Below are 26,250 nucleotides of genomic sequence, written 5' to 3'. Positions count from 1 at the left end.
GCGCACAGCCCGAGGCGTACGAGGCGTTCGTCGACCTGGCTGCCCGACTCCCGCAGGCCGTGCAGATACGCGTCGTAGGCCCGCGCCGCGTAGCGGGGCAGGCGGGCGGCCGGGACGAACAGGTCGAAGACGGAGTCGGGGAGGTAGTTGCCGAGGTCTTCGCCGAGCGCGCCGTCGCCGGCGAAGGCCCAGTCGAAGAGGACGCTGTCCGAGCCCTGCGAACGGACGTTGGCGGGCCACTGGTCGAGGTGGCTGAAGGCGCGCGGCAGGGCCTCCATGACGTCCAGGAACCACTCCCGGTCGTGGTGCAGTCGGACCATGTCCTGGCGCAGTCCGGCGGGGAAGTGGTCGCGGACCAGGGGCTGTTGCCAGGCCGCGTCGTCGTCGAGGAGTTCCTCGCCGGCTGTGTTGCCGGCGACGTACTGGCGCAGGAAGCGGTGCGAGAGCCAGGGTTCGTCGGGGACGGTTGCGGCTCCTTGTGCGGCGCCGAGGCGGCGGGCGTGTGCGATGTGCCGGGCGAGCGGCCAGGCGGTGCCCGGCTCGCCCCGCACATGCTCCAGCCACAACGCCACGTCCCCGTCGGCCCGTTCGACCCGGGCGAGCAGCCGGGGCGCGCGGATGCCGTACGGCTGCCAGCTCTGCGCGAGCCCGGAGTCGTAGACCTGCGCCTCGCGCAGCCAGTAGTTCCAGTGACGAGGGTCGTCGGAGGCGGCCCAGCGGCCGGTGGCCTCCTTCGTGCGGGTGAGTACCTTGAGGACGGCCGTACGCTCACCTGTGGTGACGGTCCAGACGCCCGCGGTGACGCCGTTCTTGGGGTTGTGGGTGAGCGGTGTCGCGGAGACCGGTCCGGTGGAGTGGCCCAGGACGTCCCGCGCTTCGGCTTCCGTGATGTTCCCCATGGTGGGCGATCCTTTCACCAGCCGGACGGGGACCGCCGGGTACGGCCGTATCGACTAGCGTCGAGACATGACCAGCGACACCGCTCCCCTCCTCGCCGACGCGCTCGCCGCCGGGACGCTCGTCCTCGACGGCGGGCTGTCCAACCAGCTCGGGGCCGCCGGGCACGACCTGAGCGACGAGCTGTGGTCGGCGCGGCTGCTCGCGGACCAACCCGAGGCGATCGCCGAGGCGCACCTCGCGTACTACGAGGCGGGCGCCGACGTGGCGATCACCTCCAGCTACCAGGCCACCTTCGAGGGCTTCGCGAAGCGCGGGATCAAGCACGAGCGGGCGGCCGAACTCATGGCCGAGAGCGTGGAGTTGGCCGTCGACGCGGCGGTGGACGCGGGAGGACGGGGCATCGAGCGGCCGCTCTACGTGGCGGCCTCGGTCGGACCGTACGGCGCGATGCTCGCGGACGGCTCCGAGTACCGGGGCCGGTACGGGCTGAGCGTGGCCGAGCTGGAGGCCTTCCACCGGCCCCGCCTGGAGGTGCTGGACTTCGTCGGGCCGGACGTGCTGGCCTTCGAGACGATCCCGGACGCCGATGAGGCCGTGGCGCTGCTGCGGGCGGTGCGCGGACTGCGGACACCCGCCTGGCTGTCGTACTCGATCGCCGGTGATCGCACCCGTGCCGGGCAGCCGCTGGAGGAGGCGTTCGCTCTTGCCGCCGAGGCGGACGAGATCATCGCGGTCGGCGTCAACTGCTGCGCCCCCGAGGACGTCGAGGGCGCGGTCGAGATCGCGGCCCGCGTCACCGGCAAGCCGGTCGTCGTCTACCCCAACAGCGGCGAGACCTGGGACGCCAACGCCCGTGCGTGGACGGGCCGTTCCACCTTCACCGCCGAACAGGTCGAGGGCTGGCGGACGTCCGGCGCGCGGCTGATCGGGGGGTGCTGCCGGGTGGGGCCGGAGGCGATCGCGTCGATCGCGCGGACACTCAAGCCGGGTTCCCGACTCAGGAAGTGACCGCCGCGATCGAGTCCCGCACCACCACGTGCGTGCCCAGCAGCAGGTGCTCGTCCGGGGATTCCGCGGTGCGGCCAAGCGCGGTGCGTACGGCTAGGCGGCCCAGCTCCTCGTAGGGGACGTGGACCGTGGTCAGGGCGGGGTAGAGGTCGCGGGCGAAGGGGATGTCGTCGTATCCGGCGAGGGAGACGTCGCCGGGGACGTCCAGGCCCGCCTCGTGCAGTGCGGTGAGCGCGCCCGCCGCGACCATGTCGGTGGCGGCGACCACGGCCGTGAACTCCACTTTCCGGCTCAGCGCGTGGCGCATCAGGCGGTGGCCCGAATCGCGGGTGAAGTCGCCGTGGAGGAGGAGTTCCGGGTCCGGGTCGAGGCCGCGGGCGCGGTGCGCGGCGAGGTAACCGCGTTCGCGGCCCTGCGCGGTCGCGTGGTCCGGTTTGCCGCCGAGGAACAGGACGCGCTGGTGGCCCTGGGCCAGGACGTGCGCGACGAGGGCGTAGGCGCCGCCCTCGTTGTCGTACTCGATGACCGTGACCGGTGCGCCCGGGCCGAGCGGCGGGCGCCCGCAGAGCACGAGCCGCGAGCCCGCCGAAGCCAGCGAGTCGGCGATACGGCGGGTGCGCTCGCGGTACTCGGGGGTGTCCGCGGTGCCGCCGACGAGGATCACGGCGGCGGTGCGCTGGGCGCGCATGGTCTCGATGAAGTCCAGTTCGCGCTGGACGTCGCCCTCGGTGCTGCACACCAGGCAGAGATGGCCGAGCCGGGTCGCCTCGCGCTCCACGCCGTGTGCCATCAGCGCGAACGACGGTCCCGTGATGTCCTCCAGGACGAACGCGAGGGTCGGCGTCCCGACGCCTGCTACGGCCTTGGCGCGGGCGTCGGCGACGTAGTCCAGTTCGCGTACGGCCCGCAGCACGCGGGTGCGGGTCGCCGTGCTCACCGGGTACTCGCCGCCGAGCACCCGCGACACCGTGGACGCGGACACCCCGGCACGGGCCGCCACGTCCCGGATGGTGCTCCCGCTCGCGTCCTGGCTCTTCCTGGTCATGTACCCGCCTCGCCCCTCCCGGCCTGTGACAACAACCCGGCAACCGGTTCCCTGCGCGGAGAGTAGCAGCGGGTGGTGGTCGGGAGGAGGGGCGTGCGTCGGTCAATTCACGTACGTCAGCAAGGCAGTTGTCGGCGACCGGCGTTGGGCAACCGGTTTCCACGCCGTATCCGCACCCTCACGACGACCGCCGCACATCCCCCGTCCCCGTCCGCCGCAACCGCCGTACGACCGACCGCAGTTCGGTGGCGCTCCGCACGGGCGGCGCGCCCTCGGCCGGAACCGCCGCTTCCTTCGCCTTCGCGACGGCGTCGGCCGCCCACAGGGCGAACTCCGGGTCGCGCGGACCGTGCGCGACGTACGGCTCGCCCTCGCCGAAGATGCGCACCGGGTGTGTGTCGTCCCAGGCCTGCCACCCGGGGTCGCCGTCCACGGCGAACCGCACCCACGCCCCGTGCATGGCGTCGGCGAGGTCCTGGGGTGCGCCCTGGCCCGCGAGTTTGGCGGACTCGGGGATGTCGCCGGTGTCGAAGACGAAGCCGAGTTCGAGGGCGTGGCAGGAGCCGAGGTCGGGGAGGTTGGAGGGCCAGGCGAACTCGTAGACGTGGGAGGTGCCGGGGCGGGCGTCGGCGAGGCGGTGCAGGGGGTAGCGGAGCAGGTGGTCGGTGACGAGCTGGCCGACGGTCTCGGCGGTGCCGGCACCGGGGTTCAGGGCGCGGTAGCCGCGCGGGACCTCGACGCCGCAGTGGCAGCGGGCCATCGCACCGGCCAGGGCGACCGCGCCGAGCCGGTCGACGCGCTCGTGCAGCCCGCCGGGGACCAGCCACAGCCGGTACTCGTCGCGGGTCCAGCCCAGCATCAGGTCGACGCCCCGGGCCGCGTCACCGGCGCCGCCTTCGATGAGAGCCTCCATCGGGTCGCGGGGCACGAGGTCGCCGTCGATGACGATGCCGAACGTGGGTCCGCCGAGCACCGGGCTGCTGAGTTTGCCCACGTCGGCCTGGGTGCGCAGCAGCAGTTCGCGGTCGACGGCGGCGAAGGCCTCGGCGGTGGCGGGGATCTTCAGCCGGGTCGCCATCCGGCGCACCATCCGCCGTACCTTGTCGCGGTCGAAGGCCTCCGGGGGCCCGCTCTGGAGGATGGCCCGGCGGACCAGCCCCTGGGCCTGCGGGGCCGCGATCAGGGCGCCGATGCTGATCGCGCCGGCGGACTGGCCGAAGAGGGTGATCCGGTCGGGGTCGCCGCCGAACGCCGCGATCGACTCGTGCACCCAGCGCAGCGCGGCGAGCTGGTCGCGCAGGCCGGGGTTGGCGGGGGCGTCCGGGAAGAGGCCGTAACCCTCCACGCCCAGGCGGTAGTTGAGCGAGACGAACACGACTCCGTCGCGGGCGAAGGCGTGTCCGTCGTAGACCGGGACGGCCGACGAACCCCGGGTGAGCGCGCCGCCGTGCAGCCAGACCATCACCGGCAGCCGGGCGCCCGGGCCGGGGTCCGGGGTCCACACGTTGAGGTTGAGACAGTCGTCGCCAGGGACGACGGGGTCGGCGAGCAGTTTGGCGAAGGCTTCGGAGTACGGCGGTTTCGGCGCGGTCGGGCCGAAGGCGAGCGCGTCGCGCACTCCGGTCCAGGGCTCGGGCGGGACGGGCGGGCGGAAGCGGTACGGGCCGATGGGGGGTGCCGCGTAGGGGATGCCCCGGAAGACCGCGATCCCGTTCTCGTACCGGCCGCGTACCGCCCCGTAGGGGGTGCCCACCACGGGGCCCGTCTGCTCCGCCGTCTGCGTCGTCGTCGCCGTCATCTGCCCACCAGCTCCTCACCACGCTCGTGAACCATGCTGCTCATCAGAGCATCACACCGAGCCCGGCTATTCCGGCGGACGAGCGCGGCTGGACGGGTCATGACGGTGCACCCGGGCGCGGACTACGTTCTCTTCGGGCCGGGCGCCGATCGAAATATTTCCGCGCTCGGGGTCCCCTCGCACCGATTGACCCCCGCTCCACAGCAGATCTACGGTAGAAGACGTTTTCAGAAAACGTTTCCTACTCCGTACTGGAGGGTCATGCCCAGCGCCCAGCCGCCGAGGGCCGTGTTCGCCATGGATGCGGTGCACCTGCCCCTGCTCTTCCCCTCCCCCCTGATGGCACGGCTCCGGCAGACGGCCGAGATCGACCCGGGGCTCGTCGTACAGGACTTCGCCGACCCCCAGGCCGCAGCCGCCCTGGCCGGGGCCGAGGTGCTGATCACCGGCTGGGGCTGCCCGCACCTCGACGCCGACGCGCTGGCGGCAGCACCCCGGCTTCGTACCGTGCTGCATGCGGCGGGCTCGGTCCGTTCGCTGGTCGGCGAGGCCCTGTGGGAACGCGGGGTGACCGTCTCCAGCGCGGTCACCGGCAACGCGCTCCCGGTCGCCGAGTACACCCTCGCGATGATCCTGCTCGCCGGGAAGGACACCTTCGCCCAGCGGGAACGCTTCCGGCACACGCACGCGTACCCGACGCCCGCCGAGACCGCGCCGATCGGCAACCTCGGCCGCCGCATCGGCGTCATCGGCGCCTCCCGCGTGGGCCGCCGCCTGCTGGAACTGCTGCGCCCGTACGACTTCGAGGTGCTCCTGCACGACCCCTACGTCAGCGTCACCGAGGCCGCCGCGCTCGGGGCCGAACTCCTGCCGCTGGACCACCTGTTGAGCGGCAGCGACATCGTCAGCCTGCACGCCCCCGACATCCCCGAGACACAGCACATGCTGGACCGCGGGCGGCTCGCCCTCATCCGGGACGGCGGGGTGCTGATCAACACCTCCCGGGGCGCATTGATCGACCACGAGGCCCTGACCGACGAGCTGTTGTCGGGCCGCCTGACCGCGATCCTCGACGTCACCGAACCCGAGCCGCTGCCCCCCACATCTCCCCTGTACCAGCTGCCGAACGTCTTCCTCACCCCGCACATCGCGGGCTCCCTCGGCAACGAGCTGGCGCGGCTCGGCGGCATCGTCGTCGACGAGCTGGAGCGCCTGGCCGCGGGCCTGCGACCGGCCCACGAGGTACGCCACGCGGACCTGGCCCGTGTCGCCTGATCCGCGCCGTCCACAGGCCGGCACACCGGGAACAACCGTGGGATACGGTTTCCGGACCGGCGCCGGAGCAGGCCCCAGGGCGCCCGGTGGAGACACGGCCATGGTGAAGGAGTCCCTACGGTGAGTCAGCGCAAGACGTCGGGCGACGTCGGCCGGGCGACGATCCGGGACGTCGCGGAGCGCGCCGGGGTCTCCGTGGCGAGCGTCTCGCGCGTGCTGTCCGGCAACTACCCGGTGTCGGAGGAGCTGCGCCGCCGGGTGATGAAGGTCGTCGACGACCTGGACTACGTCACCAACGCGCACGCCCGTTCCCTGGCCGGCGGCGGTACGCCCACGGTGGCGATCCTCATCAACAACATCACCGGCGCGGCATTCGCCCACGTGGCCAAGGGAGTTGAGGGCGCGGCCACGCTGCGCGGCTGGCTCTCCCTGGTCGGCACGACCGGCGACGACCCGGAGCGCGAGCTCGCGCTGGTCAACCTCATGCGCCAACAGGGCGTCGCCGCCGTGGTGTTGCTCGGCGGGGCCTACGACTTCGACGAGTACCAACTCCGCATGGCCAGCTTCGCCCGCTCCCTCGACGCGGCCGGTTCACATCTCGTGCTCGTCGGCCGCCCGCCGCTGGAGGGCGACGTCCCGGCGACGACGGTCGACTACGACAACGAGGGCGGCGCCTACGCCATGGCCAGCCACCTCCTCTCGGCCGGGCACCGCCGGGTCCTGGTCCTGCCCGGACACGCCGAACTCACCACCGCCCAGGGCCGGTTGAGGGGCGCGCAACGGGCCTTCGAGGCGTACGGCGTGCCGTTCGACCCGGGGATGGTGCGGCACGGTCCGTACGACTACGAGCACGGGTACGAGGCGGTGGAGGACACCCTGAAGGAGGGCGTGGACTTCACCGCGGTGCTGGCGGGGACCGACGTGGTCGCCGCGGGCGCCATGCAGGCACTGCGCGCAGCCGGGCTGCGGGTGCCCGAGGACGTGTCGATCGTCGGCTACGACGACATCCCGCTGGCCTCCCAGCTCACCCCGCAACTCACCACCGTGCACGTCCCGTACGAGGAGATGGGCCGGGTCGCGCTGCGCGCGGTGGCGGACCGGCGCGAGGGCGGCGGCACGGGCCGGCGCAGGGGCAGCGACGGCGACCATCTGGTCCTGGGCACGCATGTCGTCGTACGGAACTCGGTGCGGCCGCCCGCACAGCGCGATTAGGCTTACCGGAAGATCCATCGTTACGTAACCGGTTTCCCTTCATAGTCCCTGGCCAGCATGGGTCTGTCCAGGGATGACGAAACAAGTTGCTGCACGCCTCTTGCTCCAAACAGGCCATCCTGCCTACCTTCACAGCAACCGGTTTCTACCTCTTCTCTTCCGAAGGAACACGGTCTGATGAACTTCACCAGCCCCCGGAGAAGGTTCGCTCGTGCAGCCGTCGCGGGCCTCGCACTGACAGGTCTGCTCTCCGCCTGCGGCGGATCCGGCTCGGGGGACAAGGCGTCCTCGGGTCCGGTCACCCTCCCCTTCTGGGGCTGGGCCAACGGGCAGGACGCGGTCGTGAGGGCGTTCAACGCCGCTCACCAGGACATCAAGCTCAAGTACACCAAGGTCACCGACCAGTTGACGATGCAGAAGCAGCTGACCAACGCGGTCAAGGCCGGCAACGCGCCCTGCCTGGTGCAGAACACGGCGGAGTACGTGACCACCTGGGTCTCGCAGGGCGCGCTCGCCGACATCTCGAAGTACGTCTCCGCCGACCAGGCCAAGTTCAACGCGGGCTCGTGGGCCAGTGCGCAGGTACAGGGCAAGTCCTATGGCGTGCCGACCAGTTCGGCCCCCGCGTTCACGATCTACCGCACCGACGTCTTCACGAAGTACGGCCTCAAGGCGCCGACGACCTGGGACGAGTTCATCGCCGCGGGCAAGGTCCTCAAGAAGCACGGCATCAAGATCACCAACTATGCCGGTGAGGACCCGAGCACGCTGGAAGTGCTCTCCATGCAGGCGGGCGCCCACTGGTACGCCATCGACGGCAACTCCTGGAAGGTCGACTTCCAGGACGCGGGCAGCCTCAAGGCGGCCCAGGTGATCCAGGAGATCATCGACAACGACCTCAACTCCAAGCTCTCCTTCGCCGATTACGCGGCCGTGCAGCGCAACTACGACAACGGCGGCACCGCAACCCGGCAGATCTCCACCTGGCAGATGGCGGGCATGGTGCAGAACTTCACCAAGTCCGACGGGAAATGGGCGCTGTCGCCCTGGCCGACATTCGCGGGCGAGGCCGCCAAGACACCGGCCGGGACCAACCAGAGCGGTGGCGTGACGCTGGTGACCAAGCAGTGCGCACACCAACAGCAGGCCGCCGAGGCCGCGTTGTGGATGTCGACGAACACCGGCGCGGTGAAGACGATGGCGAGCCCGACCACCGGCAACGGTGTGATGCCGGCGCTCGCCGACAGCAACGCGTATGTCGCCGAGTCGATCTCCGACAAGCTGCTCGGCACGAACTACGAGCCCGCGAAGAAGGTCGTCACCGACAGCCTCGGCACCGTCACCTCGGACTGGGTGTTCGGCCCGGACTGGACCGCGATGTTCACCGAGTTGCAGACCGGCTGGGCGAAGGTGATGAACAAGCAGGAGAAGGTCACCGATCTGCTGGCGCACATGCAGGAGTGGACGGTCAAGGACCTGAAGTCCCGCGGTATCAGCGTCAAGGGCTGAGGCAGCGCCGATGATTCGCTCCCAGCGCTGGAAGGGTGCCGCGTTCACGGTGCCCTTCCAACTCGGCTTCGTCTTCCTGTACTTGATACCGATCGGGTACGCCGTCTACGAGTCGCTGTTCGTGGAGCACCAGTCGGGGCTCGGCCTCGGCGGCTCCACGCAGAAGTTCTCCGGCCTGGACAACTACCAACAGGGCCTGACCGACTCGGCGTTCATGAACTCCGTACTGCGCGTGGTGCTGTTCGCCTGCGTGCAGATCCCGGTGATGCTGCTCGTCAGCCTGCTGCTGGCACTGTTCCTGGACGCACTGTCCTCGAAGGCCGCGGGCCGCTTCCGGATCTTCCTCCTCGTGCCGTACATGATCCCCGGAGTGGTCGCCGCGATCGTGTGGATCAACCTGTACAGCCCGGACGTCGGCCCGTTGACCCCGCTGGGCAAGGTGTTCGGGCTGTCCTGGAACTTCTTCGCACCCTCGATGGTGTGGCCGTCCATCGGCAACCTGCTGACCTGGCACGGCATCGGCTACAACATGGTGATCATCTACGCGGCGCTCCAGGGCGTGCCCCGCGACCTGTTCGAGGCGGCCCGGCTGGACGGCGCCTCCGAGTTCCGGGTCGCGACGAGCATCAAGATCCCTTACGTGCGAGGGGCGTTGGTGCTGACCGGGATGCTCTCGATCATCCAGATGCTGCAGATCTTCAACGAGCCGGCGCTGTTCCGGAACGTCACCCCGCAGACGGTGAACGACAGCTTCACACCCATCATGATCATCTACAACCAGGCGTTCAACGCGGGCAACTACCACTACGCGGCGGCCCTTTCGGTCCTCCTCGCCCTCATCCTCGGCCTCGCCTCCTTCCTCTTCTACCGGCTCACCGCGAAGGAGGCCGACTGATGACCCTCACCGAAGAACGCCGGAACGCCCATCAGGTCCGCCGCCTCAACAAGCCCGATCCGGCGGCCCGTTCACGCGGCGGCCAGCGTTTCCTGCTCGTCGGCCTGGTCCTGGCCAGTGCCTACAGTCTGTTCCCTGTGTGGTGGCTGATCGTCGCCGCGACCAAGAACCGCACCGGCCTGTACCAGAGCAACGGCCTCTGGTTCTCCGGCATGCACCTGTGGTCGAACGTGCGCCAGGTCTTCACCTACGAGAACGGCATCTTCCTGCGCTGGACCGCGAACTCCTTCCTCTACGCGGGAGTCGGCTCCCTGGGCGGCACGCTCATCGCCCTCGCGACGGGCTACGGCCTCGCGCGCTTCGAATTCCCGGGCCGCAGCGCGGTGTTCGCGTGCGTGGTGGGCTCGTTCCTGATCCCGATCGCGCTGCTCACCCTCCCGCTGTACCTGATGTTCTCGAAGATCGGCCTGGTCGACACCCCCTGGGCGATGCTGATCCCCTGCCTGATCAACCCGTTCAGCGTCTACCTCGCCAAGGTGTACACCGAGGCCACGGTCCCCTTCGAACTCCTCGAAGCCGCACGCCTCGACGGCGCGGGCGAACTCCGTATCTTCTTCAGCATCGTGCTGCGGATGATGACGACGGGCGGCGCCACGGTGTTCCTGCTCGCCTTCGTGAACACCTGGAACGCCTTCTTCCTCCCACTCACCGTCCTGCGCGGCGAGGAGAACTGGACCCTGAACATCGGCCTCTACAACTGGTCCGGCAAACGCCTGGAGTCCGGCGTCGACCTCACCAGCCTGGTCCTGACCGGCGCCCTGCTGTCGATCGTGCCGATGGCCGTGATGATGGTGGCGATGCGCCGGTACTGGCGCACCGGGGTCACGCTGGGAGCCCTCAAGTGACCTTGCTGCACAACCCTGTTGTCCGCGGCTTCGCCCCCGACCCCTCGATGGTCAGGGTGGGCGACTGGTACTACGTGGCGAACAGTTCCTTCGAGTGGTTTCCGACGATCCCGATCCACCGCTCGCGGGACCTCGCACACTGGGAGTACGCGGGTCACGTCCGGGGCGCGGTCCCCGGCGATTCCCTGGCCGGCGTCCCGGACTCGGGCGGCATCTGGGCACCCTCGCTGAGCTGGGACGGCGAGCGCTTCTGGATGACATACGCGATCGTCCGTTCGGTGGGCACGCCGTACTTCGACGCCGACACCTACATCACTACGGCGGCGGATATCGACGGTAAGTGGACGGCCCCGCAGCGCGTCGCGAGCCACGGCTTCGACCCGGCGCTCTTCCACGACGAGGGCCGACTCTGGCTGCTGAACCTCCAGAACGACTGTCGCCCCGGCGGTCGGCGCTTCGCGGGCATCGTCGCGACCGAGCTGGACCGCGACACGCTCACCCCGACCGGCACGACGCATCTGCTGCTCCAGCACGAACGGCTGGTGGAGGGACCGAAGTTGGTGCGGCGCGGCGGCTGGTACTACCTGCTGCTCGCGGAGGGCGGCACGGGGTTCGAGCACGGGGTGCTGGTGGCACGCAGCCGTACGGTCACCGGTCCTTACGAGCTCGACGACCGCCCCTTGCTGACGTCCCGGGACGACCCGTCGGTCCCGTTGCAGAAGGCGGGCCACGGCGAGCTGGTCGAACTGCCGGGCGGGGACTGGGTGTTGAGCCACCTGGCGGCGCGACCGGTCCAGACCCCGGACGGGCCGCGCTGCACCCTGGGCCGGGAGACCGCGATCCAGGCGGTGACCTGGGACGCGGACGACTGGCCGAGGCTACGGCAGGGCGGCCGGCATCCGGCGGTCGAGGTGGACGTGGCGTCGAGTCCCGCCCCGGTCGACCAAGTCCCGTACGCCGACGGCCCGTTGGGCTGGCCCTGGAGCAGCCCGCGCGCTCACCCGGACTCCTCCTGGGCCGACACTACCACCCGCCCCGGCTGGATCCGGCTGCGCGGGCGGCACGGGCCGGAGTCACGCTGGGCGCACAGTCTGCTCGCCCAGCGGATCACGGAGCACCTCGCGGAGGCCGAAGTCACGGTCGACGCAAGCCCGTTGACGTTCACACAGGCGGCGGGGCTGGTGCTCTGGTACGGCGCCGAGGCGTATCTGAGCCTGCATCTGACCTGGGCGGAGCCCGAGGGCGAGGGGCAGCACGGGCAGCAGTGGCGGGGTGGTGGCCGTACGGTGCTGAGCCTGGTCGAGCGGGACGAGGACGGCACCCGGCAGGTGGCCGTCGTAGAGGTCGATGGCCGTGCTCCGCTGGTGTTGGGGGTGACGGTCGAGGGGGCCGATGCTCGGTTCTGGTTTGTGCGGGACGGGGTTCGGGCGTCGGTGGGGCCGGAGTTGGACTTCAGTCGGCTGTCCGACGACTACGGGTCGCGGCTGCGGTTCACCGGTGCGATGGCGGGGATCCAGGTGTGGGATCCGGTCGACGCGGGGTTCACCGCCGATTTCAGCCGGTTCCGTCTCGACTGCACGGCCGGCTGAGCTGTTCGGGGTTTCGAAAGGCCGGGTCGGCGGCATCGGGTGAATTCCCTGGTCTTCCCGCCGTGTCGACGCGCACCTATCGTAGGAAGCGCTTTCTGGACGGTTGACGGCCGGGCCGGGGAAGCGGCGCTGGTCGAAACTTTCGTTGGCCCTCGGGCGGGCTGGAGAGGCGGTACCCGATGGTCCGTGCGGGGAGCGCGAGCGTGACGGCAGGGCCGACGCTGGCGGTGGTGGCCCGGGAGGCGGGGGTGTCCGTGCCGACGGCGTCCAAGGTGGTCAACGGCCGGGAGGACGTGGCGCCGGAGACGCGGCGGCGGGTGACGGAGGCGCTGGAACGGCTCGGGTATGTGCGCAGGCCGCGGTTCGACGCGGGCAAGGCGCCGGCGCTGGTCGATCTGGTCGTGCACTCGTTGGAGAGTTCCTGGTCGGGGGCGGTGCTGCACGGGGTGGAGGAAGCCGCGTACGAGGCGGGACTTGAGGTGGTGGTGTCGGCCGGGCTGACCCGGACGCGCGCCGAACGGCCCGAACGGGGCTGGCTGGACAAGCTGGTCGGGCGGGGTTCGGCCGGAGTCCTGTTCAATCTGGCCGAGTTGACGCCGTCCCAGTACTCCTGGCTCGATCAGCACCGCATCCCGTTCGTGATGATCGACCCCGTGCACGAGCCGCCGCCGGGCGTGGTGTCGGTCGGCGCGGCCAACTGGCAGGGCGGGGTGACGGCAACCGAGCATCTGCTCGCCCTGGGCCACGAACGCATCGCCGTCATCGCCGGTCACCGCCACAAGATGTGCAGCAGCGCCCGCGTCGCCGGCTACCGCTCCGCGCTCGCCTCGGCCGGGGTGCCCGTGCGCCCCGACTACATCCGTCACGGCGGCTTCGACCAGGCCATGGCCCGCAGCCGTATGCGCGAACTCCTCGATCTGCCCGAGCCGCCCACGGCGGTCTTCGTCTGCTCCGACCGGATGGCGCTCGGGGTCTACGAGGCCCTGGCGGAACGGGAGTTGAGCGTCCCGGCCGACATGAGCGTGGTCGGCTTCGACGACCTTCCCGAGTCCCGCTGGGTGACTCCGGCGCTGACCACGATCCGGCAGCCGTTGTCGGAGATGGCGGCCACGGCGCTGCGGCTGCTGGTCCGGCTGATGGACGGGGACCGGCCGGAAGGGACGCGGACGGAGTTGTCGACGCGGTTGGTGGAGCGGGCGAGCACGGGGGCGCCGGGCGGCCGGTACGCCAACGATGGATCGTGACCATGGCCATGACCATGCCCGAGCCGCAGTCGCTCTTCGCGCCACACCATCAGGCGCCGGCGGGTGTTCACCGGCTGGTGGGTGAGATGCGGTCCGACAGGGTCGACCACTGGTTCCGGTGGCGCCCGGCCGGGTGAGGCCGCCGTGACGACGTACGGGGCAGCGTGATCCTTCGTCCGCTGCCCCGTCACGACGTGCCGTCCCTGTGTCAGACGAACTGGCCGCCCGCCGCGCGGAGTTGTCTGCGCAGAATCTTGCCGTTCGCGTTGCGCGGCAGCGCGTGCAGCCGGACGACGTCCTGCGGGACCTTGTACCAGGACAGCCGGGACCGGGCCAGGGCGATCAACTCGGCGTCCAGGGCAGGGTCGTTGGCTCCGTTGGCAGGCTCCTTGTCGGGGACGGTCACCACGTAGGCGCGCAGACTCGTGTCCCCGGCGGGACGGCGGACCGAGCTGACCGCCGCTTCGAGCACGCGCGGGTGGCTCTCAAGGAGTCGTTCGACCTCGCCCGGCACCACGTTCTGCCCGCCGATCACTTCCACGTCGTCCAGCCGACCGTGCACGTGGAGGACTCCGTCGTCGTCGATCGACGCCAGGTCCCCGGTCGGCCACCAGGTGTCCCTCACTTGATCGGGGCCCAGGCTCCCCCGCTCGACGCCCCGGGACGCGAAGTCGACGTAGACGTGCAGCTCGCCCTGACCGCCTGCGGGCATCGTCCGGCCGTCGACGTCGACGATGCGCACCGGTCGGCCGGGGACGGCGGGCCCGATCGCCGAAGGAGCGCGGTACGCGGAGGGCCTGCCCATGGAGATCACGCCGCTCTCGGTGGCGCCGTAGTTGTTGATCAGCCGGTTCCCCAGGAGCGGTACCAGCTGCTCGCGCAGCCGTGGCGAGAGGACCTCCCCCGCGCTCGACACCTCCCGGAGGCGGGCGAACGCCTCCGTGTGGCCGGGTTCGAGGAGTGTGCGGGCCAGGAAACTCGGCTGCGCGAAGAGGTCCGTGACCTGGTGGCGGTCGATCAGGTCGAGCGCCGCCGCCGGGGTCGCCCGAGTGCGTGAGAGGACGGCGGTCTGCCCGGTGGCGAGGGTGGTGAGTACCGAGAAGTGCAGTCCGCCCAGGAAGTACATGCGGGACACCGACAGCCCAACTGTCGTACGGCTACTGCCGTTTGGGCCGGGAGTGCCGGAAGCCGCGGGAGGGCCGGGAGGTGCGACGAAGTTGCTGTGCAGGAAGAAGCACAGCTTCGGGGCGCCCGTGGTGCCGGAAGTGAAGACCGCGAGCGCCGGAGTGTCCCCGCCCTCGGCGAATTCCGGGTCCGGGTCACCCGCGACGAGTGTCCCGACCTTGATGGCGGGGGCGAAGCCCGGCGTCTCCAACTGCCCTGCGGTGTCAGGGTCGATCACGGCCAGCGCGGGCTCCACCGTCTCGACGGCCCGGGTCAGATCCTCGCCGCTCATCCGGACGTTGACCGGGACGGCGACGAGTCCGGCCTGCCAGGCGCCGAGCACGGACCAGACCATCTCCACGCCGTCGGGGAGCGCCAGCAGGACGCGGTCGCCGACGCGCAGTCCGGCGGACCGGTACCCCCGCGCGGCCCGTGCCGCGCCGTCGAAGACCTCGGCGTACGTCCAGGCGCGGTCGTCGGCCAGGAAGGCGGTCCGCTCCAACCACCCTCTGGCGTGGGCGAGTCGGGACAGATCCTCGGTTACGTTCCCGGACATGGCTACGCACGCCCCTCTACGGCGGCGGTCGGCGCCGCGGTCCTTCCGGGGATCTTCGGCACCTGGTCGAGATGGATCCCGAACCAGGTCTCCAGTGCCTCCTTCAGCCCCTCCTCGGTGACGATCCGCTCCCTGGTCCGCTCGCCGCCCTGTTCCCTGACGAGCACCCTGTTCGCGAGAGTGACCTTTCCGTCCTCCCGGGGCTGGACACAGATCAGCCGGTTCCTGAAGGGCGAGTCGGGGGCGGTCTGGTACCACCACATGGAGGGCAGGCCGAATTCGATTTTCCGGGGCCGCATCTCCATCCGGTACAGCGGCGAACCGTCACGGAAGACGTCGATGTCACCTTCGGGTGTCTCGTCGAGAAGGTACGCGCCGTGCGGGTCGAACTGCGGTGTCCGCAGATCCAGTCGCATGGGCCATCGGCTGTGACTTCCCTGCCCCACATCCACGAGCCACGCATGTCCGTCCGGTTCGTCGGTCTCCACCCGGAGCGCCAGATGACCGATGGGACTGTCCAGCACCTCACCGCGGTAAATGCACCCGGCCAGCAGGGTGACCTGGAATCCGAGAGCTTCCAGCAGCATCGCGAAAGCCGAATTCAGCTCGAAACACCCGCCGCCGCGCCGCTCGTGCACGATCTTCTTGACCGCGTCCAGCGAGTACGGGATCGGCTCCCCGAGAAGGAAGAACAGGTTCTCGAAGGGAACGGACAGCACATGGCGCTCGTGCAGATGGCGCAGGGTGTCCGCGTCGACTCGCTCCGGCCGCTTGGCGCCTATGCGTTCCAGATAGGCGTCGATGAGTTCTTCGTCCATGACGCTCTCACTTCTCCAGGCAGAACTCGTTGATGGGATAGCCGACATGGCGGTCCTCGGCGGGCAGATATCCCAACACGCGGTCGCCGGGCTTGAGTTCGGTACTGTTCAGCACCGCCCCGCCCGGGCCGAGCACCCGTACGTGCCAGTCGTCCTGGAGAATCAGATTGACGGCACGCCCGTCATCGGACTTCGCGTCGATGGAGATGAGCGGCCGGCTCTCTATCTTGACCCGCCCGACGGTGACGATACGGGTCTGGCCCTTGACGTCGACGGCCATGACCTTGCTGCCGGACTTCAGCTCACTGAGATAGTGGGTACGCCCGTCACGGGAAAGCGTGTAGGAGTGAATGGCCCCCGCGTTCACCCGGAAAGGCCGGGTGGGCATATAGGGAAGCGGATGCGTCTCGCTCACGCACAGGATCATCCCCTTGGAGTGCGAGCCGACCAGGATCCCCTCGTCCTCACGGAAGTGGCTGCACGTGTCGACACAGGCCCGCTCCCCCATGCCCACGTGCTCGGTGGCGACGACCGTGAGCTCGACCAGATCGAGGGGCTCGGTCACCACAGCGGACGCCTGCTTGAGGGCGGTGGCGTCGCCCACGGCGTTCGGCGCCATCATCACGCCGTCGGAACCGTGTTCGAGCACCCCGAAGATGATCTCCGCCTCGGCCACGTCCCCGGCGACGGTGATCAGACTGCCCTCGGCACCGGCAGCCGCGGCGATGACGATCTCCAGCGGGATCTTCGTGGGATCGCGGAACAGCAGCAGACTCCACTCCTCCGTACGGGCCGACTGACAGGCGTCCTCCAGCGTCTGCGCGTCGACGATCTCCACGAACCGTCCGAACTCGACTCCCGGATACACCGACGAGAGTTCCGCGGGCGTCCCGTGCACGCGCGGATCGACGATCACCACGTCGGCCACGCCGAGATCGTCGGGAAGCTCCTTGAGCTCCGTGCCGTGCGGGAAGAAGATCTTCTTCACCGTCGGAGGCAGGTCACCCAGGTCCGCCAGGGTGTCCGAGACGATGCCGTCCAGCCGCTGGTGCAACGCCTCTTCGAGGAGTGCCTGCTTGGCGGCGGCACCGCGAACATCAAGCCACGTGAGCTTCACGATTTCCCATCTCTTTCCTGTGGTTCATGTCGTTCATGTCGTTCACGTTCTTCACGCCGAACTCCACGGGAGCGGGCGGAGGAACATCCCCGTGCACGAGACGGGCCAATTCACGTGTCATGGCGGCCGGGTTGTCGGATTCGAAGATGTTCCGGCCCATGGCGATACCGGCCGCACCGCACCGCAGCGCGGAATCGACGAATTCCAGCAGGGCTTTCTCATCGCCGACCCGCGGGCCGCCGGCCACCAGAATCGGTACCGGACAGGAGGCCGTCAGGCGCAGCATGTCCACATCGGATTCGAGGGCATAGGTCTTGATCAGATCGGCCCCGAGTTCGGCCGCGACCGTCACGGCGGCGGCCACCAGTTCCGGATCGCGAGGGTCGGTGACCCGCGGGCCTCGCGGATACATCATCGCCATCAGCGGAATGTTCCAACGGTCACAGGATTCCGCCACGACCGCCAAATCGGCTATCTGCCGGGCCTCTTGCCGAGAACCGACGTTGACGTGCACGCTGACCGCGTCGGCGCCGAGCCGCAGCGCCTCTTCGACGGTCGCGACGAGGCATTTCGCATCGGGGTCGGGGGCGTGCGCGGTACTCGCGCTCAAATGCACGACGAGCGACATCTGCGTGAACCAGGCCGGATCCACCCGGCGCACACTGCCTTTGTGCAGGACCACGGCGTCCGCACCGTTCGTCGCCAACTGACCCACCAGCCGGTTGAGTCCGAACCCGCCCCCGGCGATGGGCCCGTCCGTCAGCGGATGGTCCAGGGGAACGACCAGCATGCGCCGCGGATTGCGTCTGTAGAGCCGCAGCAGCCTCAGTTTGCGGGCGCTCGAAGCGCCGTCGAACATCTGCATCCAGTCCATCCCCGTTCCGTGCCCGGCCGGCTGTCCGGCCTCCAGAAGTGGGCTCGTCGGGCCGCCCGCTGTGGTCGTCTACGGCTGCCACCCGGGCGAGGTTCACCGAGGGATCAGGACAGTTGAGACCCGACCGATCCGGCCATGGGACGAGCCCGGTTCCCTCCTGCGAACGGAACGAACCAGCGGTGCTCAGGGCTTGGTTCAGCCCGCCGCGGCGGCGACGTGCAGTTCGCGTCGGTCATCGTGCCCGGCTCCACCCGCAGGTTGAGCACGGCACCGCTCTTCAGGTCCGCGTACGCGATGGAGAGACCGGCGTCCGACGCGGAGACCTTCGGGGACGCGTAGGTTTTGCCCTCCTCCGATACGGCCCCGCCGCGTAGCCTCGGTCGAGATGAACGCCCTTCCCGCACGCCTCGACCACCTCGTCCTCGCGACCCCCGATCTGGCGGCGACGGTCGCCGAGTTCACCGAGCGCACAGGCATCGCACCGGTCGCGGGCGGCGCCCATGTCGGGCTCGGTACCCGCAACTGCCTTGTCTCGCTGGGTGGTTCGCGGTACCTGGAGATCATCGGTCCTGACCTGGAGCAGCCCGAGCCGTCATGGCCCCGCCCCTTCGGTGTCGACGGTTTGGCCGTCGCCCGGACGGTGACCTGGGCGGTCGCCCCGCCCGACCTGGACGCGGCGGTCGCGGCGGCGCGTGCCCAGGGGTACGACCCCGGGCCCGTGCGCGCGATGAGCCGGCGCCGGCCCGACGGCACGCTGCTGCAGTGGCGGCTCACCGACGGGGACACGGCGCATCCCTCCGGCCTGGTGCCGTTCCTCATCGACTGGAGCTCCTCGCCCCACCCGACGACCGCCTCGGACCTGCCCGTCGTACCTCTGCTGGAGCTGACCGCGACGGCCCCGGTCCCGGACGAGATCCGCCCGTTGCTGTCGGCTGTGGGTGCGGAGCTGGTGGTGGCGGCGGGGCCGGTGAGCCTGTCCTTCACGGTGGACACCCCGCGTGGACCGGTGACCTTCCGCTGAGCGGCCGCCCCGACGCGACCGGACCACCGTGTCCGATTCCTTCAAGACCGGCCCTCCCGCCCCCGCCTACCGTGGCCCCATGACTCCACGATTCGACGCGATCGGCCTGGTCGTCTCCGACATGGCCGCCTCTGTCGCCTTCTACCGCCGGCTCGGCTTCGGGTTCCCCGAGGGCGCCGAGGAACAGCCGCACGCCGAAGCCCAACTCCCGGGTGGGCTAAGGCTGTTGTTGGACACGGAGGACACCGTCCGCTCGTTCCACCCGGGTTGGCAGTCACCCAGCGGCAGCGGTCGGGCCGCACTCGCCCTGCTCTGCGACGACCCCGCCGAAGTCGACCGGGTCTACGCGGAGTTGACCGGCGCCGGGCACCACGGAGAGCTCAAGCCGTGGGACGCCTTCTGGGGCCAGCGGTACGCCGTCGTGCACGACCCGGACGGCAACGGCGTGGACCTCTTCGCCCCGCTGAAGCCTGCCTAGCCGGACCGGCCGAGTAGCTCGCCCAGTGGCATCCCCGCCAACTCCTTGACGTCCCGGGCGAGATGGGCCTGGTCCGCGTAACCGGACCGGGCCGCCGTCTGCGCGAACGGGACTCCGGCGCGGGCCAGGGTGAGGGCCCGTTGAAGACGCAGCACTCGGGCGAGTGTCTTGGGGCCGTAGCCGAAGGCGGACAGTGAACGGCGGTGCAACTGGCGGGCGCCGATGCCTAGTTCGTCGGCGGTGGCGGCGACGGGGCGGCCGGTGTCGAGGGCCGCGACGAGGTGGCGTAGCAGCGGATCCGGTGGGGGTGTGTCCGCCGCGCGTTCCAGTGCCGCCTCTTCGAGCGCGGTCACAGGGTCGGGGGCCGTGTCGATGCGGGCGCTCAGCTGCCGCACCCCGGCGGCGGGCCACAGGTCGGCGAGGTCGACACGGCGGTCGCGGAGTTCGTGCGCGGGGACACCCAGGAAAGTGGGCGCGGTGCCGGGGAAGAAGCGGATGCCGATCCAGTGCGTGGGCGCGGTCCCGGGGACGTACGCGCGCGTGTCGGGGCCCGCGACCAGCAGTCGGCCCTCGTTCCAGAGGAGGTCCATGCAGCCGTCGGGCAGGACGGGGTGGACCGGGCCCGCGGGGTTCTCGATGGTCCGGCTCCACACCACCGCGCCCGGCAGCCGCGATGCCCTCTCCACGTACACACCCACCAGGCTACGGCGACCGGTGCTCCTGCGGGCTCACGCCGTAGACCCGTTTGAAGGCGCTGGACAGGGCGAACGCGCTGCCGTAGCCGACCTGTCTCGCGATCGCGCCGATGGTGTCCTCGGTGTCGCGGAGGCGGTCCGCCGCGAGGGCCAGGCGCCAGGCCGTGAGGTACGACATCGGGGGTTCGCCGACCAGGGTGGTGAAGCGGCGGGCCAGGGCCGCGCGGGAGACGCCCGCCTTGGCGGCCAGGGAGGCGACCGTCCAGGGGTGTGCGGGGTCGTCCTGGAGGAGGCGCAGGATCCTGCCTACGACGGGGTCCGCCAGGGCGCGGTACCAGGCCGGGGCCTGCGCCTCCGGGCGGGAGAACCAGGCCCTGAGCGCGGCGATGACCAGCAGGTCCAGGAGGCGGTCCAGGACGACTTCCTGGGCGGGTTCGTCGCGGACGATCTCGTCCATGAGGAGCGGGGTCAGCGGGCACTCCCAGACCTCGGAGGGGAGGGTGAGGAGGGGCGGGAGGGCGTCCAGCAGGCGGCCATTGATCTCGCCGCGCATGAGGTACGTGCCGATGAGCATCACCGTGGAGCCGTCGAGGCGGTCGCCCCAGGTGCGGACGCCGAGGTCCATGGAGCCGTTGAGCGGGGTGCCGTCGGGGTGGTGGCACTCGGCACCGGGGAGGATCACGGCCTGTGGGGCGGTGTCGGGGGCGTCTCCGCAGGTGTACGGGTCCGGGCCGCGGGCGATGGCGAGGTCGCCGGCCCGTAGCCGTACCCGCTCCCCCGTCTCCGGGGTGATCCAGGCGTCGCCGCGGACCATGAGCATGACCGTGAGCGGGGCGCGGTCCTCGATGCGTATCGCCCACGGCGGGTCGAAGCACGCGCGGATCATGAAGGCGCCACGCGCGCGTGGACCCTCCAGAAGGCCTGCCAGGGCGTCCATGTGGCCAGCGTAGACGCGCGGTTATGGCAATGAGCCGTTCAGCGATGGTCCGTGCCCGCGGACGGGCGTTGACTGGAAGGCATGACACAGAACGCGCGGAACATGACGATTGTGGTGACCGGTGCTTCGGGGCGTACCGGGCGCCGGGTGGCGGAGGCGGCGCGGGCGGCGGGACTGACCGTGCGGGAGGCCTCGCGGGCGCGGGGGTTCGACTGGGCGGACCGGTCCACGTGGGCGGACACGTTGCGGGGTGCCGATGCGGCGTACCTGGTGTATCCCTCGGACGTCGGGGCGCCGGAGGCGGGGCTCGCGGTGGGGTTGCTCGCGCAGGAGGCGGTGGGGTTGGGGGTACGGCGGCTGGTGCTGCTGTCGGCTCGGGGTGAGGAGCGGGCACGGCCCACCGAGGAGGCGTTGCGGGGGGCCGGGGCGGACTGGACGGTCGTGCGGGCGTCGTGGTTCGCGCAGAACTTCAGTGAGGGGCCGCTGGTGGAGGGGTTGCGGGAGAGCGGGGAACTGGTGTTTCCCGGTGGGTCGGTGCGGGAGCCTCCCCCATAGCCTTAAGGGCATGGGAGGTGCCCCCAGTTGATGTGCGGGACATCGCGGATGTGGTCGTCGCCCTGGTGACCGGTGGGGATCGATATGTCGGGCAGGCGGTCACTGTGTCCGGGGCGCGGTTGTTGACGTTCGGGGAGGCGGTTGCGGAGATCGCTGCGGTGACGGGGCGTCGGCTGACGTACCGGGCGGTGTCTACCCGTCAGTACGGGGAGGCTCTCGCGGGGTTCGGGGTGCCGGTGTCGGAAGTGGAGTTCCTGGTGGAGTTGTTCGAGTCGCTGCTGGACGGGCGGAACTCGTATCTCTCCGAGGGGGTTCAGGAGGTGCTGGGGCGGGAGCCGCGGGAGTTCTCGGAGTTCGTGCGGGAGGCTGCGGCGGCGGGTGTTTGGAAGGGCGGGGCGTAGTTCCCTGCGGGAGGCCGGTGCGTCGGCTGCGGGTCCGTCGTGGCTGGTCGCGCCCGCGCGGCGGAGCCGCAAATCGACACAGCCCCGCGCCCCTTTGGGGCGCGCTTTACTTGTCCGGCGGTGAAGCGTCCCCACCGTTCTTGTGGGTGCTCTTCGCGTGCGTGCGGAGCCGTGACGTCACGTCCTCCGGGGGGAGGAAGCGGGACCAGCGTTCCGGGAACTCCGAGGGCATGTAGGAGTCGTCGGGGTCGTCGTCGTCCTCGCCGTCTCGGGCGCGGACCGCGGCCATGCGGGCTACGTACTCGGCGACCTGCTCGTCCTGGCGGCGTTCGTTCGCGGCGCGGGCCGCGGCGGTCGCGGCGGCCGGCCAGACGCGGTCGATGGCCGCGTTGACGGCTGCGCCGACGAGGACGGCGAACGCGGAGACGCCGATCCAGAGGAGGACGGCGACCGGTGCGGCCAGGGAGCCGTAGATGGTGGGGCCCTCGACCGTGCTGGTGAGGTAGATGCGCAGGAGGTAGCTGCCGAGGACCCACATGGCGAGGGCGACCAGCGCGCCGGGCACGTCCTCGATCCACGGGGAGCGGACGGGGACGGAGACGTGGTAAAGCGTCGTCAGGAAGACGATGGACAGGACGATGACAACCGGCCAGTACAGGACCTGGACGACCGTCTCCGACCACGGCACCACGTTCACCACGGCGTCCGGCCCGGCCACCATCAGCGGCAGCGCGATCGAGCCGATCAGCAGGGCCGCGACGAACAGGGCGAAGGACACGATCCGGGTCTTGACGATGCCGCGGACGCCGTCGAGGCCGTACATGACGGTGATGGTGTCGATGAAGACGTTGACCGCGCGGGAGCCCGACCACAGGGCGAACAGGAAGCCGATGGAGATGACGTCGGGCCGGCCGCCCTTCATCACGTCGTGCAGGATCGGCTGGGCGATCTCGTGCACGCCCTTGTCGGACAGGACCGTGCGCGACGCCTCAAGGATGTTGTTCTCCAGGCCGGCGATGCTGTCGGCGCCGGTCCAGCTGTCGACGTAGCCGAGCAGGCCGATGAGGCTCAGCAGGAGCGGTGGCACGGACAGCAGCGTGAAGAACGCGGCCTCGGCCGCGAGGCCCAGGATGCGGTACTCCATGCAGGAGTTGACGGTGTCCTTGACCAGCAGCCAGGCGGTCCTGCGCTTGGAGACGTTCCGGTAGAGGGCACGCGCCCGGTGGAACCGGCCGGCGGGCCGCTCGGGGGATTCACTTGCTGACTGCACGCCCTAAAGGTATCCGGCGCACCGGGATGCACTCGTCCCCCGGGGCCGTCGGCCGGGCCGGGCACCCCCGGGGACGGTCGTGTCATGCTCGCGCTGGCCGAAAACATTCGCCCCGCGAATCGAATTCCCATTCGATCATTTCATGGTTGTTTCGGATAGTGGCCCGGTGAGGACTTCGGCCGTCAATCAATGTTGACCAACCCCCTGTTCGGCGAAGACGAAAAAGCGCCATTGCCCGGTACGGCCTTGACCCGTCCCAGAATGTCCAGAAATAATCCGGACTGCATTCGTTGCGCGCGTTGGGACGACGTCAGCGCACACGACTCGGGGGAATCACTCGGCCCAAGACCAGGGCCTCGTCCATTTGGAAACTCTGTACACAATGCGGAACTCCATTCTCACGAATTCCCATTCACCCCACCCGTTTCGCGTGCCTTTTAATTTGCCCCTGCCGTGAACAACGGGCGCGACTCCGCCGTATTCGTCTTTGACAATACAAAGACCGCGATCATTACCAAGGAGCCACGTGGTGGGAAAACCCGGCACCGTCACCGAGACCGTCCTCGCGGAGGTCCTGGCCGGTGTCGTACGCAAGGAAGTCATACCGCTCGACAGTCACTTCTTCGACGACCTGGGCGCCAACTCGCTGGTGATGGCGCACTTCTGCGCCCGGGTCAGAAAACGCGAGGATCTGCCGTCGGTGTCCATGCGGGACGTCTACGGATATCCGACGATCCGCAGTCTGGCGGCGGCAATCGCCGACACGCCCGAGCCCGCCGAACCGATCGAGGCGGCGGAGACGCCGGCCGGGTCCACGGCCCGCTATCTGCTCTGCGGGGCGCTTCAGTTCCTGATTTTCGCGCTGTATTGCGTACTCGCCGGGACGGTCACGGGGCAGGGCTACGAATGGGTTTCCTCCGGTGCCGGAGTGGTCCAGGTATATCTGCGCTCCGCGATATTCGGCGGCGCGGTGTTCATCGGTGTGTGCACGGTGCCGGTGGTGGCCAAGTGGGTTCTCGTGGGCCGCTGGAAGGAGACCGATTTCCCGGTCTGGGGCCTCGCCTACGTCCGGTTCTGGACGGTCAAGGCACTCCTGCACGCCAACCCGATGATCCTGTTCGCCGGCAACCCGCTCTACGTCCTGTATCTGCGCGCCCTCGGCGCCCGGATCGGCAAGGGCGTCACGATCCTGTCCCACTCCGTACCGGTCTGCACCGACCTGCTGACCATCGGAGACGGAACGGTCATCCGCAAGGACACCTTCTTCCTCTGCTACCAGGCGCGCGCCGGCCGCATCCGCACCGGCAAGGTCACCCTCGGCAGCGAGGTGTACGTCGGTGAGAAGACCGTCCTCGACATCGGCACGGTCATGGGCGACGGGTCCCAACTCGGCCACTCCTCCGCCCTGTACGACGACGCCCAGGTCCCGGCGGGGCAGCGCGTACACGGTTCGCCGGCCCAGCCCACGGACGTCGACTACGTCCGGATCCCGCACGCGGACTGCTCGACGCTGCGCCGCTTCGGCTACGGCCTGGGTGCGTTCCTGCAGATGCTGCTGGTCTACGTCCCGCTCGCGATCGGCGGCACCTACATGCTGCTGACCGTGGTCCCGGCCCTCGACCACCTGCTGGACCCGAACAGTCACGACCTCGACTCCGCCCGGTTCTACGGCGAGGCACTGGCCCTGTCGCTCGTGGCGTTCGTCGGATTCGTCGTGCTCGGCTTCGCCGCCGTGTCACTGCTGCCCCGGTTGCTCCGTCCGCTGGTGCGCCCCGACCAGGTGTATCCGCTGTACGGCTTCCACTACTCGGTGCAGCGCGCGGTGGCGCGGACGACCAACCTGAAGTTCTTCAAGTGGCTGTGCGGCGACAGCTCGTACATCACCGGCTACCTCAAGGCCATCGGCTACGACCTCGGCGAGGTGGAGCAGACCGGCTCCAACTTCGGTACGGAGGTGCAGCACGAGACGCCGTATCTGGCCACGGTGGGCAGCGGCACGATGGTCGCGGACGGTCTGTCGATCGTCAACGCGGACTTCTCCAGTACGTCGTTCCGGCTGTCGCGCGCGGTGATCGGGCCGCGCAACTTCCTGGGCAACAACATCGCCTACCCCTCCGGGGGCCGTACCGGCGACAACTGTCTGCTCGCCACGAAGGTGATGGTGCCGATCGACGGCGAACTCCGTGAGGGCGTCGGCCTGTTGGGCTCGCCGTGCTTCGAGATCCCGCGCTCGGTGGAGCGCGACAGCCGCTTCGACCATCTGCGCGAGGGCGACGAACTGAAGCGCCGACTGCGCGCGAAGAACGGCGCCAACCTGCGCGCGATGGGTCTGTATCTGTTCGTGCGCTGGCTGCACTGGTTCCTGCTCACCGTGCTCGGCTTCGCCGCCGTCGACCTGTACGGGGGTGACGGCATCGGCGGCGGACTGCTGATCGGCGCGTCCCTGATGCTGGGGCTCGGTTTCACCGCCGGGTACTACGTGCTGGTGGAGCGCCTGGTGGGCGGATTCCGGCCGCTGGAGCCGAAGTTGTGCTCGATCTACGACCCGTACTTCTGGTGGCACGAGCGGCTGTGGAAGGTGCCGGACACCTACATCCAGGTGTTCAACGGGACACCGTTCAAGAACCTGATCTGGCGGCTGCTGGGCGTACGGATGGGGCGCCGGATCTTCGACGACGGCGCGTACATCACCGAGCGCACGCTGACCGCGATCGGCGACGACTGCACGCTGGCGGCGCACACCAAGGTGCAGTCGCACTCGCAGGAGGACGGCACCTTCAAGTCCGAAATGATCACCATCGGCGCCGGCTGCACCCTCGGGGTGGGTGCGCTCGTTCACTACGGCGTCTCGATGGGTGACGGGGCCGAACTGGCCGCCGACTCCTTCCTGATGAAGGGCGAGGAGATGCCGGCGCGATCCCGGTGGGGCGGGAATCCGGCGGTGGCGCCACGGCGCGCCGGACAGCACATGACTCCCTGACGGC

The 26,250-nt window shown here is 69.8% G+C and carries 20 protein-coding genes and 1 pseudogene; 12 read left to right on the top strand and 9 right to left on the bottom strand.

What is annotated here, in order from left to right; translation table 11 throughout:
- Positions 1-966: 966 nt before the first annotated feature.
- Complete coding sequence (gene mmuM / locus OG588_RS39135) at positions 967-1,908, top strand: homocysteine S-methyltransferase (RefSeq protein WP_405951356.1); 942 nt, start codon at positions 967-969, stop codon at positions 1,906-1,908.
- Here mmuM and OG588_RS39130 read toward each other — a convergent pair.
- On the bottom strand, positions 1,898-2,953 hold the full coding sequence (locus tag OG588_RS39130) for a LacI family DNA-binding transcriptional regulator (protein ID WP_405951355.1): 1,056 nt from the start codon (positions 2,951-2,953) through the stop codon (positions 1,898-1,900). The genes mmuM and OG588_RS39130 overlap by 11 nt on opposite strands.
- Positions 2,954-3,131: 178 nt before the next feature.
- The gene (locus OG588_RS39125; RefSeq protein WP_405951354.1) at positions 3,132-4,751 is read right to left on the bottom strand and encodes a carboxylesterase/lipase family protein; all 1,620 of its coding nucleotides are present in this window, start codon (positions 4,749-4,751) and stop codon (positions 3,132-3,134) included.
- Positions 4,752-5,012: 261 nt separating this feature from the next.
- On the opposite strand from OG588_RS39125, the gene OG588_RS39120 reads away from it, so the two are divergent.
- From OG588_RS39120 to OG588_RS39090, 7 genes are all read left to right on the top strand, one after another.
- Positions 5,013-6,026 (top strand): hydroxyacid dehydrogenase, encoded by a 1,014-nt coding sequence (locus OG588_RS39120; protein ID WP_405951353.1) that lies wholly within the window; start codon positions 5,013-5,015, stop codon positions 6,024-6,026.
- Positions 6,027-6,146: 120 nt separating this feature from the next.
- Entirely contained in the window at positions 6,147-7,238 is a 1,092-nt protein-coding gene (locus tag OG588_RS39115) for a LacI family DNA-binding transcriptional regulator (RefSeq protein ID WP_405951352.1), read from the top strand.
- A 177-nt stretch (positions 7,239-7,415) separates the two neighbouring features.
- Positions 7,416-8,747 (top strand): ABC transporter substrate-binding protein, encoded by a 1,332-nt coding sequence (locus OG588_RS39110; RefSeq protein WP_405951351.1) that lies wholly within the window; start codon positions 7,416-7,418, stop codon positions 8,745-8,747.
- Between the two features lie 10 nt (positions 8,748-8,757).
- Positions 8,758-9,642, top strand: a complete 885-nt coding sequence (locus tag OG588_RS39105; protein ID WP_317771418.1) for a sugar ABC transporter permease — start codon at positions 8,758-8,760, stop codon at positions 9,640-9,642.
- Positions 9,642-10,547 carry a carbohydrate ABC transporter permease gene (locus OG588_RS39100; protein WP_405951350.1) on the top strand — a complete coding sequence of 302 codons (906 nt, stop codon included), beginning with the start codon at positions 9,642-9,644 and terminating at the stop codon, positions 10,545-10,547. The genes OG588_RS39105 and OG588_RS39100 overlap by 1 nt, the downstream gene beginning before the upstream one ends.
- A complete protein-coding gene (locus OG588_RS39095) occupies positions 10,544-12,136 on the top strand; it encodes a family 43 glycosylhydrolase (RefSeq protein WP_405951349.1) in 1,593 nt (530 codons plus the stop codon). The genes OG588_RS39100 and OG588_RS39095 overlap by 4 nt, the downstream gene beginning before the upstream one ends.
- 179 nt (positions 12,137-12,315) lie before the next feature.
- On the top strand, positions 12,316-13,380 hold the full coding sequence (locus tag OG588_RS39090) for a LacI family DNA-binding transcriptional regulator (protein WP_405951348.1): 1,065 nt from the start codon (positions 12,316-12,318) through the stop codon (positions 13,378-13,380).
- 208 nt (positions 13,381-13,588) lie between these two features.
- Here the strand turns inward: OG588_RS39090 and OG588_RS39085 are convergent, their stop codons facing one another.
- Genes OG588_RS39085 through OG588_RS39070 form a run of 4 tightly spaced genes read right to left on the bottom strand, consistent with a single transcriptional unit; the run spans position 13,589 to position 17,900 of the window.
- Entirely contained in the window at positions 13,589-15,100 is a 1,512-nt protein-coding gene (locus OG588_RS39085; RefSeq protein WP_405951347.1) for a class I adenylate-forming enzyme family protein, read from the bottom strand.
- A 2-nt stretch (positions 15,101-15,102) separates the two neighbouring features.
- The gene (locus OG588_RS39080) at positions 15,103-15,918 is read right to left on the bottom strand and encodes an arylamine N-acetyltransferase (protein WP_405951346.1); all 816 of its coding nucleotides are present in this window, start codon (positions 15,916-15,918) and stop codon (positions 15,103-15,105) included.
- Between the two features lie 7 nt (positions 15,919-15,925).
- Positions 15,926-17,035: a 3-dehydroquinate synthase II family protein gene (locus OG588_RS39075; RefSeq protein ID WP_405951345.1), complete on the bottom strand. Its 1,110-nt coding sequence runs from the start codon at positions 17,033-17,035 to the stop codon at positions 15,926-15,928.
- Positions 17,016-17,900, bottom strand: coding sequence for a 2-amino-3,7-dideoxy-D-threo-hept-6-ulosonate synthase (locus tag OG588_RS39070; RefSeq protein WP_405951344.1), 885 nt, complete (start codon positions 17,898-17,900; stop codon positions 17,016-17,018). Before OG588_RS39070 ends, OG588_RS39075 begins: the two co-directional genes overlap by 20 nt.
- Positions 17,901-18,294: 394 nt before the next feature.
- On the opposite strand from OG588_RS39070, the gene OG588_RS39065 reads away from it, so the two are divergent.
- Both OG588_RS39065 and OG588_RS39060 read left to right on the top strand, forming a co-directional pair.
- Positions 18,295-18,930, top strand: a complete 636-nt coding sequence (locus OG588_RS39065; RefSeq protein ID WP_405951343.1) for a VOC family protein — start codon at positions 18,295-18,297, stop codon at positions 18,928-18,930.
- A gap of 79 nt (positions 18,931-19,009) precedes the next feature.
- Complete coding sequence (locus OG588_RS39060) at positions 19,010-19,408, top strand: VOC family protein (RefSeq protein WP_405951342.1); 399 nt, start codon at positions 19,010-19,012, stop codon at positions 19,406-19,408.
- Here the strand turns inward: OG588_RS39060 and OG588_RS39055 are convergent.
- Both OG588_RS39055 and OG588_RS39050 read right to left on the bottom strand, forming a co-directional pair.
- Positions 19,405-20,100, bottom strand: coding sequence for a DUF6597 domain-containing transcriptional factor (locus OG588_RS39055; protein WP_405951341.1), 696 nt, complete (start codon positions 20,098-20,100; stop codon positions 19,405-19,407). The two genes, OG588_RS39060 and OG588_RS39055, sit on opposite strands and share 4 nt — an antisense overlap.
- Before the next feature lie 10 nt (positions 20,101-20,110).
- Positions 20,111-21,040, bottom strand: a complete 930-nt coding sequence (locus OG588_RS39050) for an AraC family transcriptional regulator (protein WP_405951340.1) — start codon at positions 21,038-21,040, stop codon at positions 20,111-20,113.
- Positions 21,041-21,121: 81 nt separating this feature from the next.
- Here OG588_RS39050 and OG588_RS39045 point away from each other — a divergent pair.
- Positions 21,122-21,996 (top strand): annotated as a pseudogene (locus tag OG588_RS39045) (NmrA family transcriptional regulator).
- Positions 21,997-22,102: 106 nt separating this feature from the next.
- On the opposite strand, the gene OG588_RS39040 reads toward OG588_RS39045, so the two are convergent.
- Positions 22,103-23,266, bottom strand: a complete 1,164-nt coding sequence (locus OG588_RS39040; protein WP_405951339.1) for a YihY/virulence factor BrkB family protein — start codon at positions 23,264-23,266, stop codon at positions 22,103-22,105.
- Between the two features lie 529 nt (positions 23,267-23,795).
- Here OG588_RS39040 and OG588_RS39035 point away from each other — a divergent pair.
- Positions 23,796-26,246 carry a Pls/PosA family non-ribosomal peptide synthetase gene (locus tag OG588_RS39035; protein WP_405951338.1) on the top strand — a complete coding sequence of 817 codons (2,451 nt, stop codon included), beginning with the start codon at positions 23,796-23,798 and terminating at the stop codon, positions 26,244-26,246.
- Positions 26,247-26,250: the final 4 nt, after the last annotated feature.

Source organism: Streptomyces prunicolor, from assembly GCF_045162825.1.
GTDB lineage: Bacteria > Actinomycetota > Actinomycetes > Streptomycetales > Streptomycetaceae > Streptomyces > Streptomyces prunicolor.
Note: the sequence above shows the minus strand (reverse complement) of the source record. Positions and strands in the feature narration are given on the sequence as shown.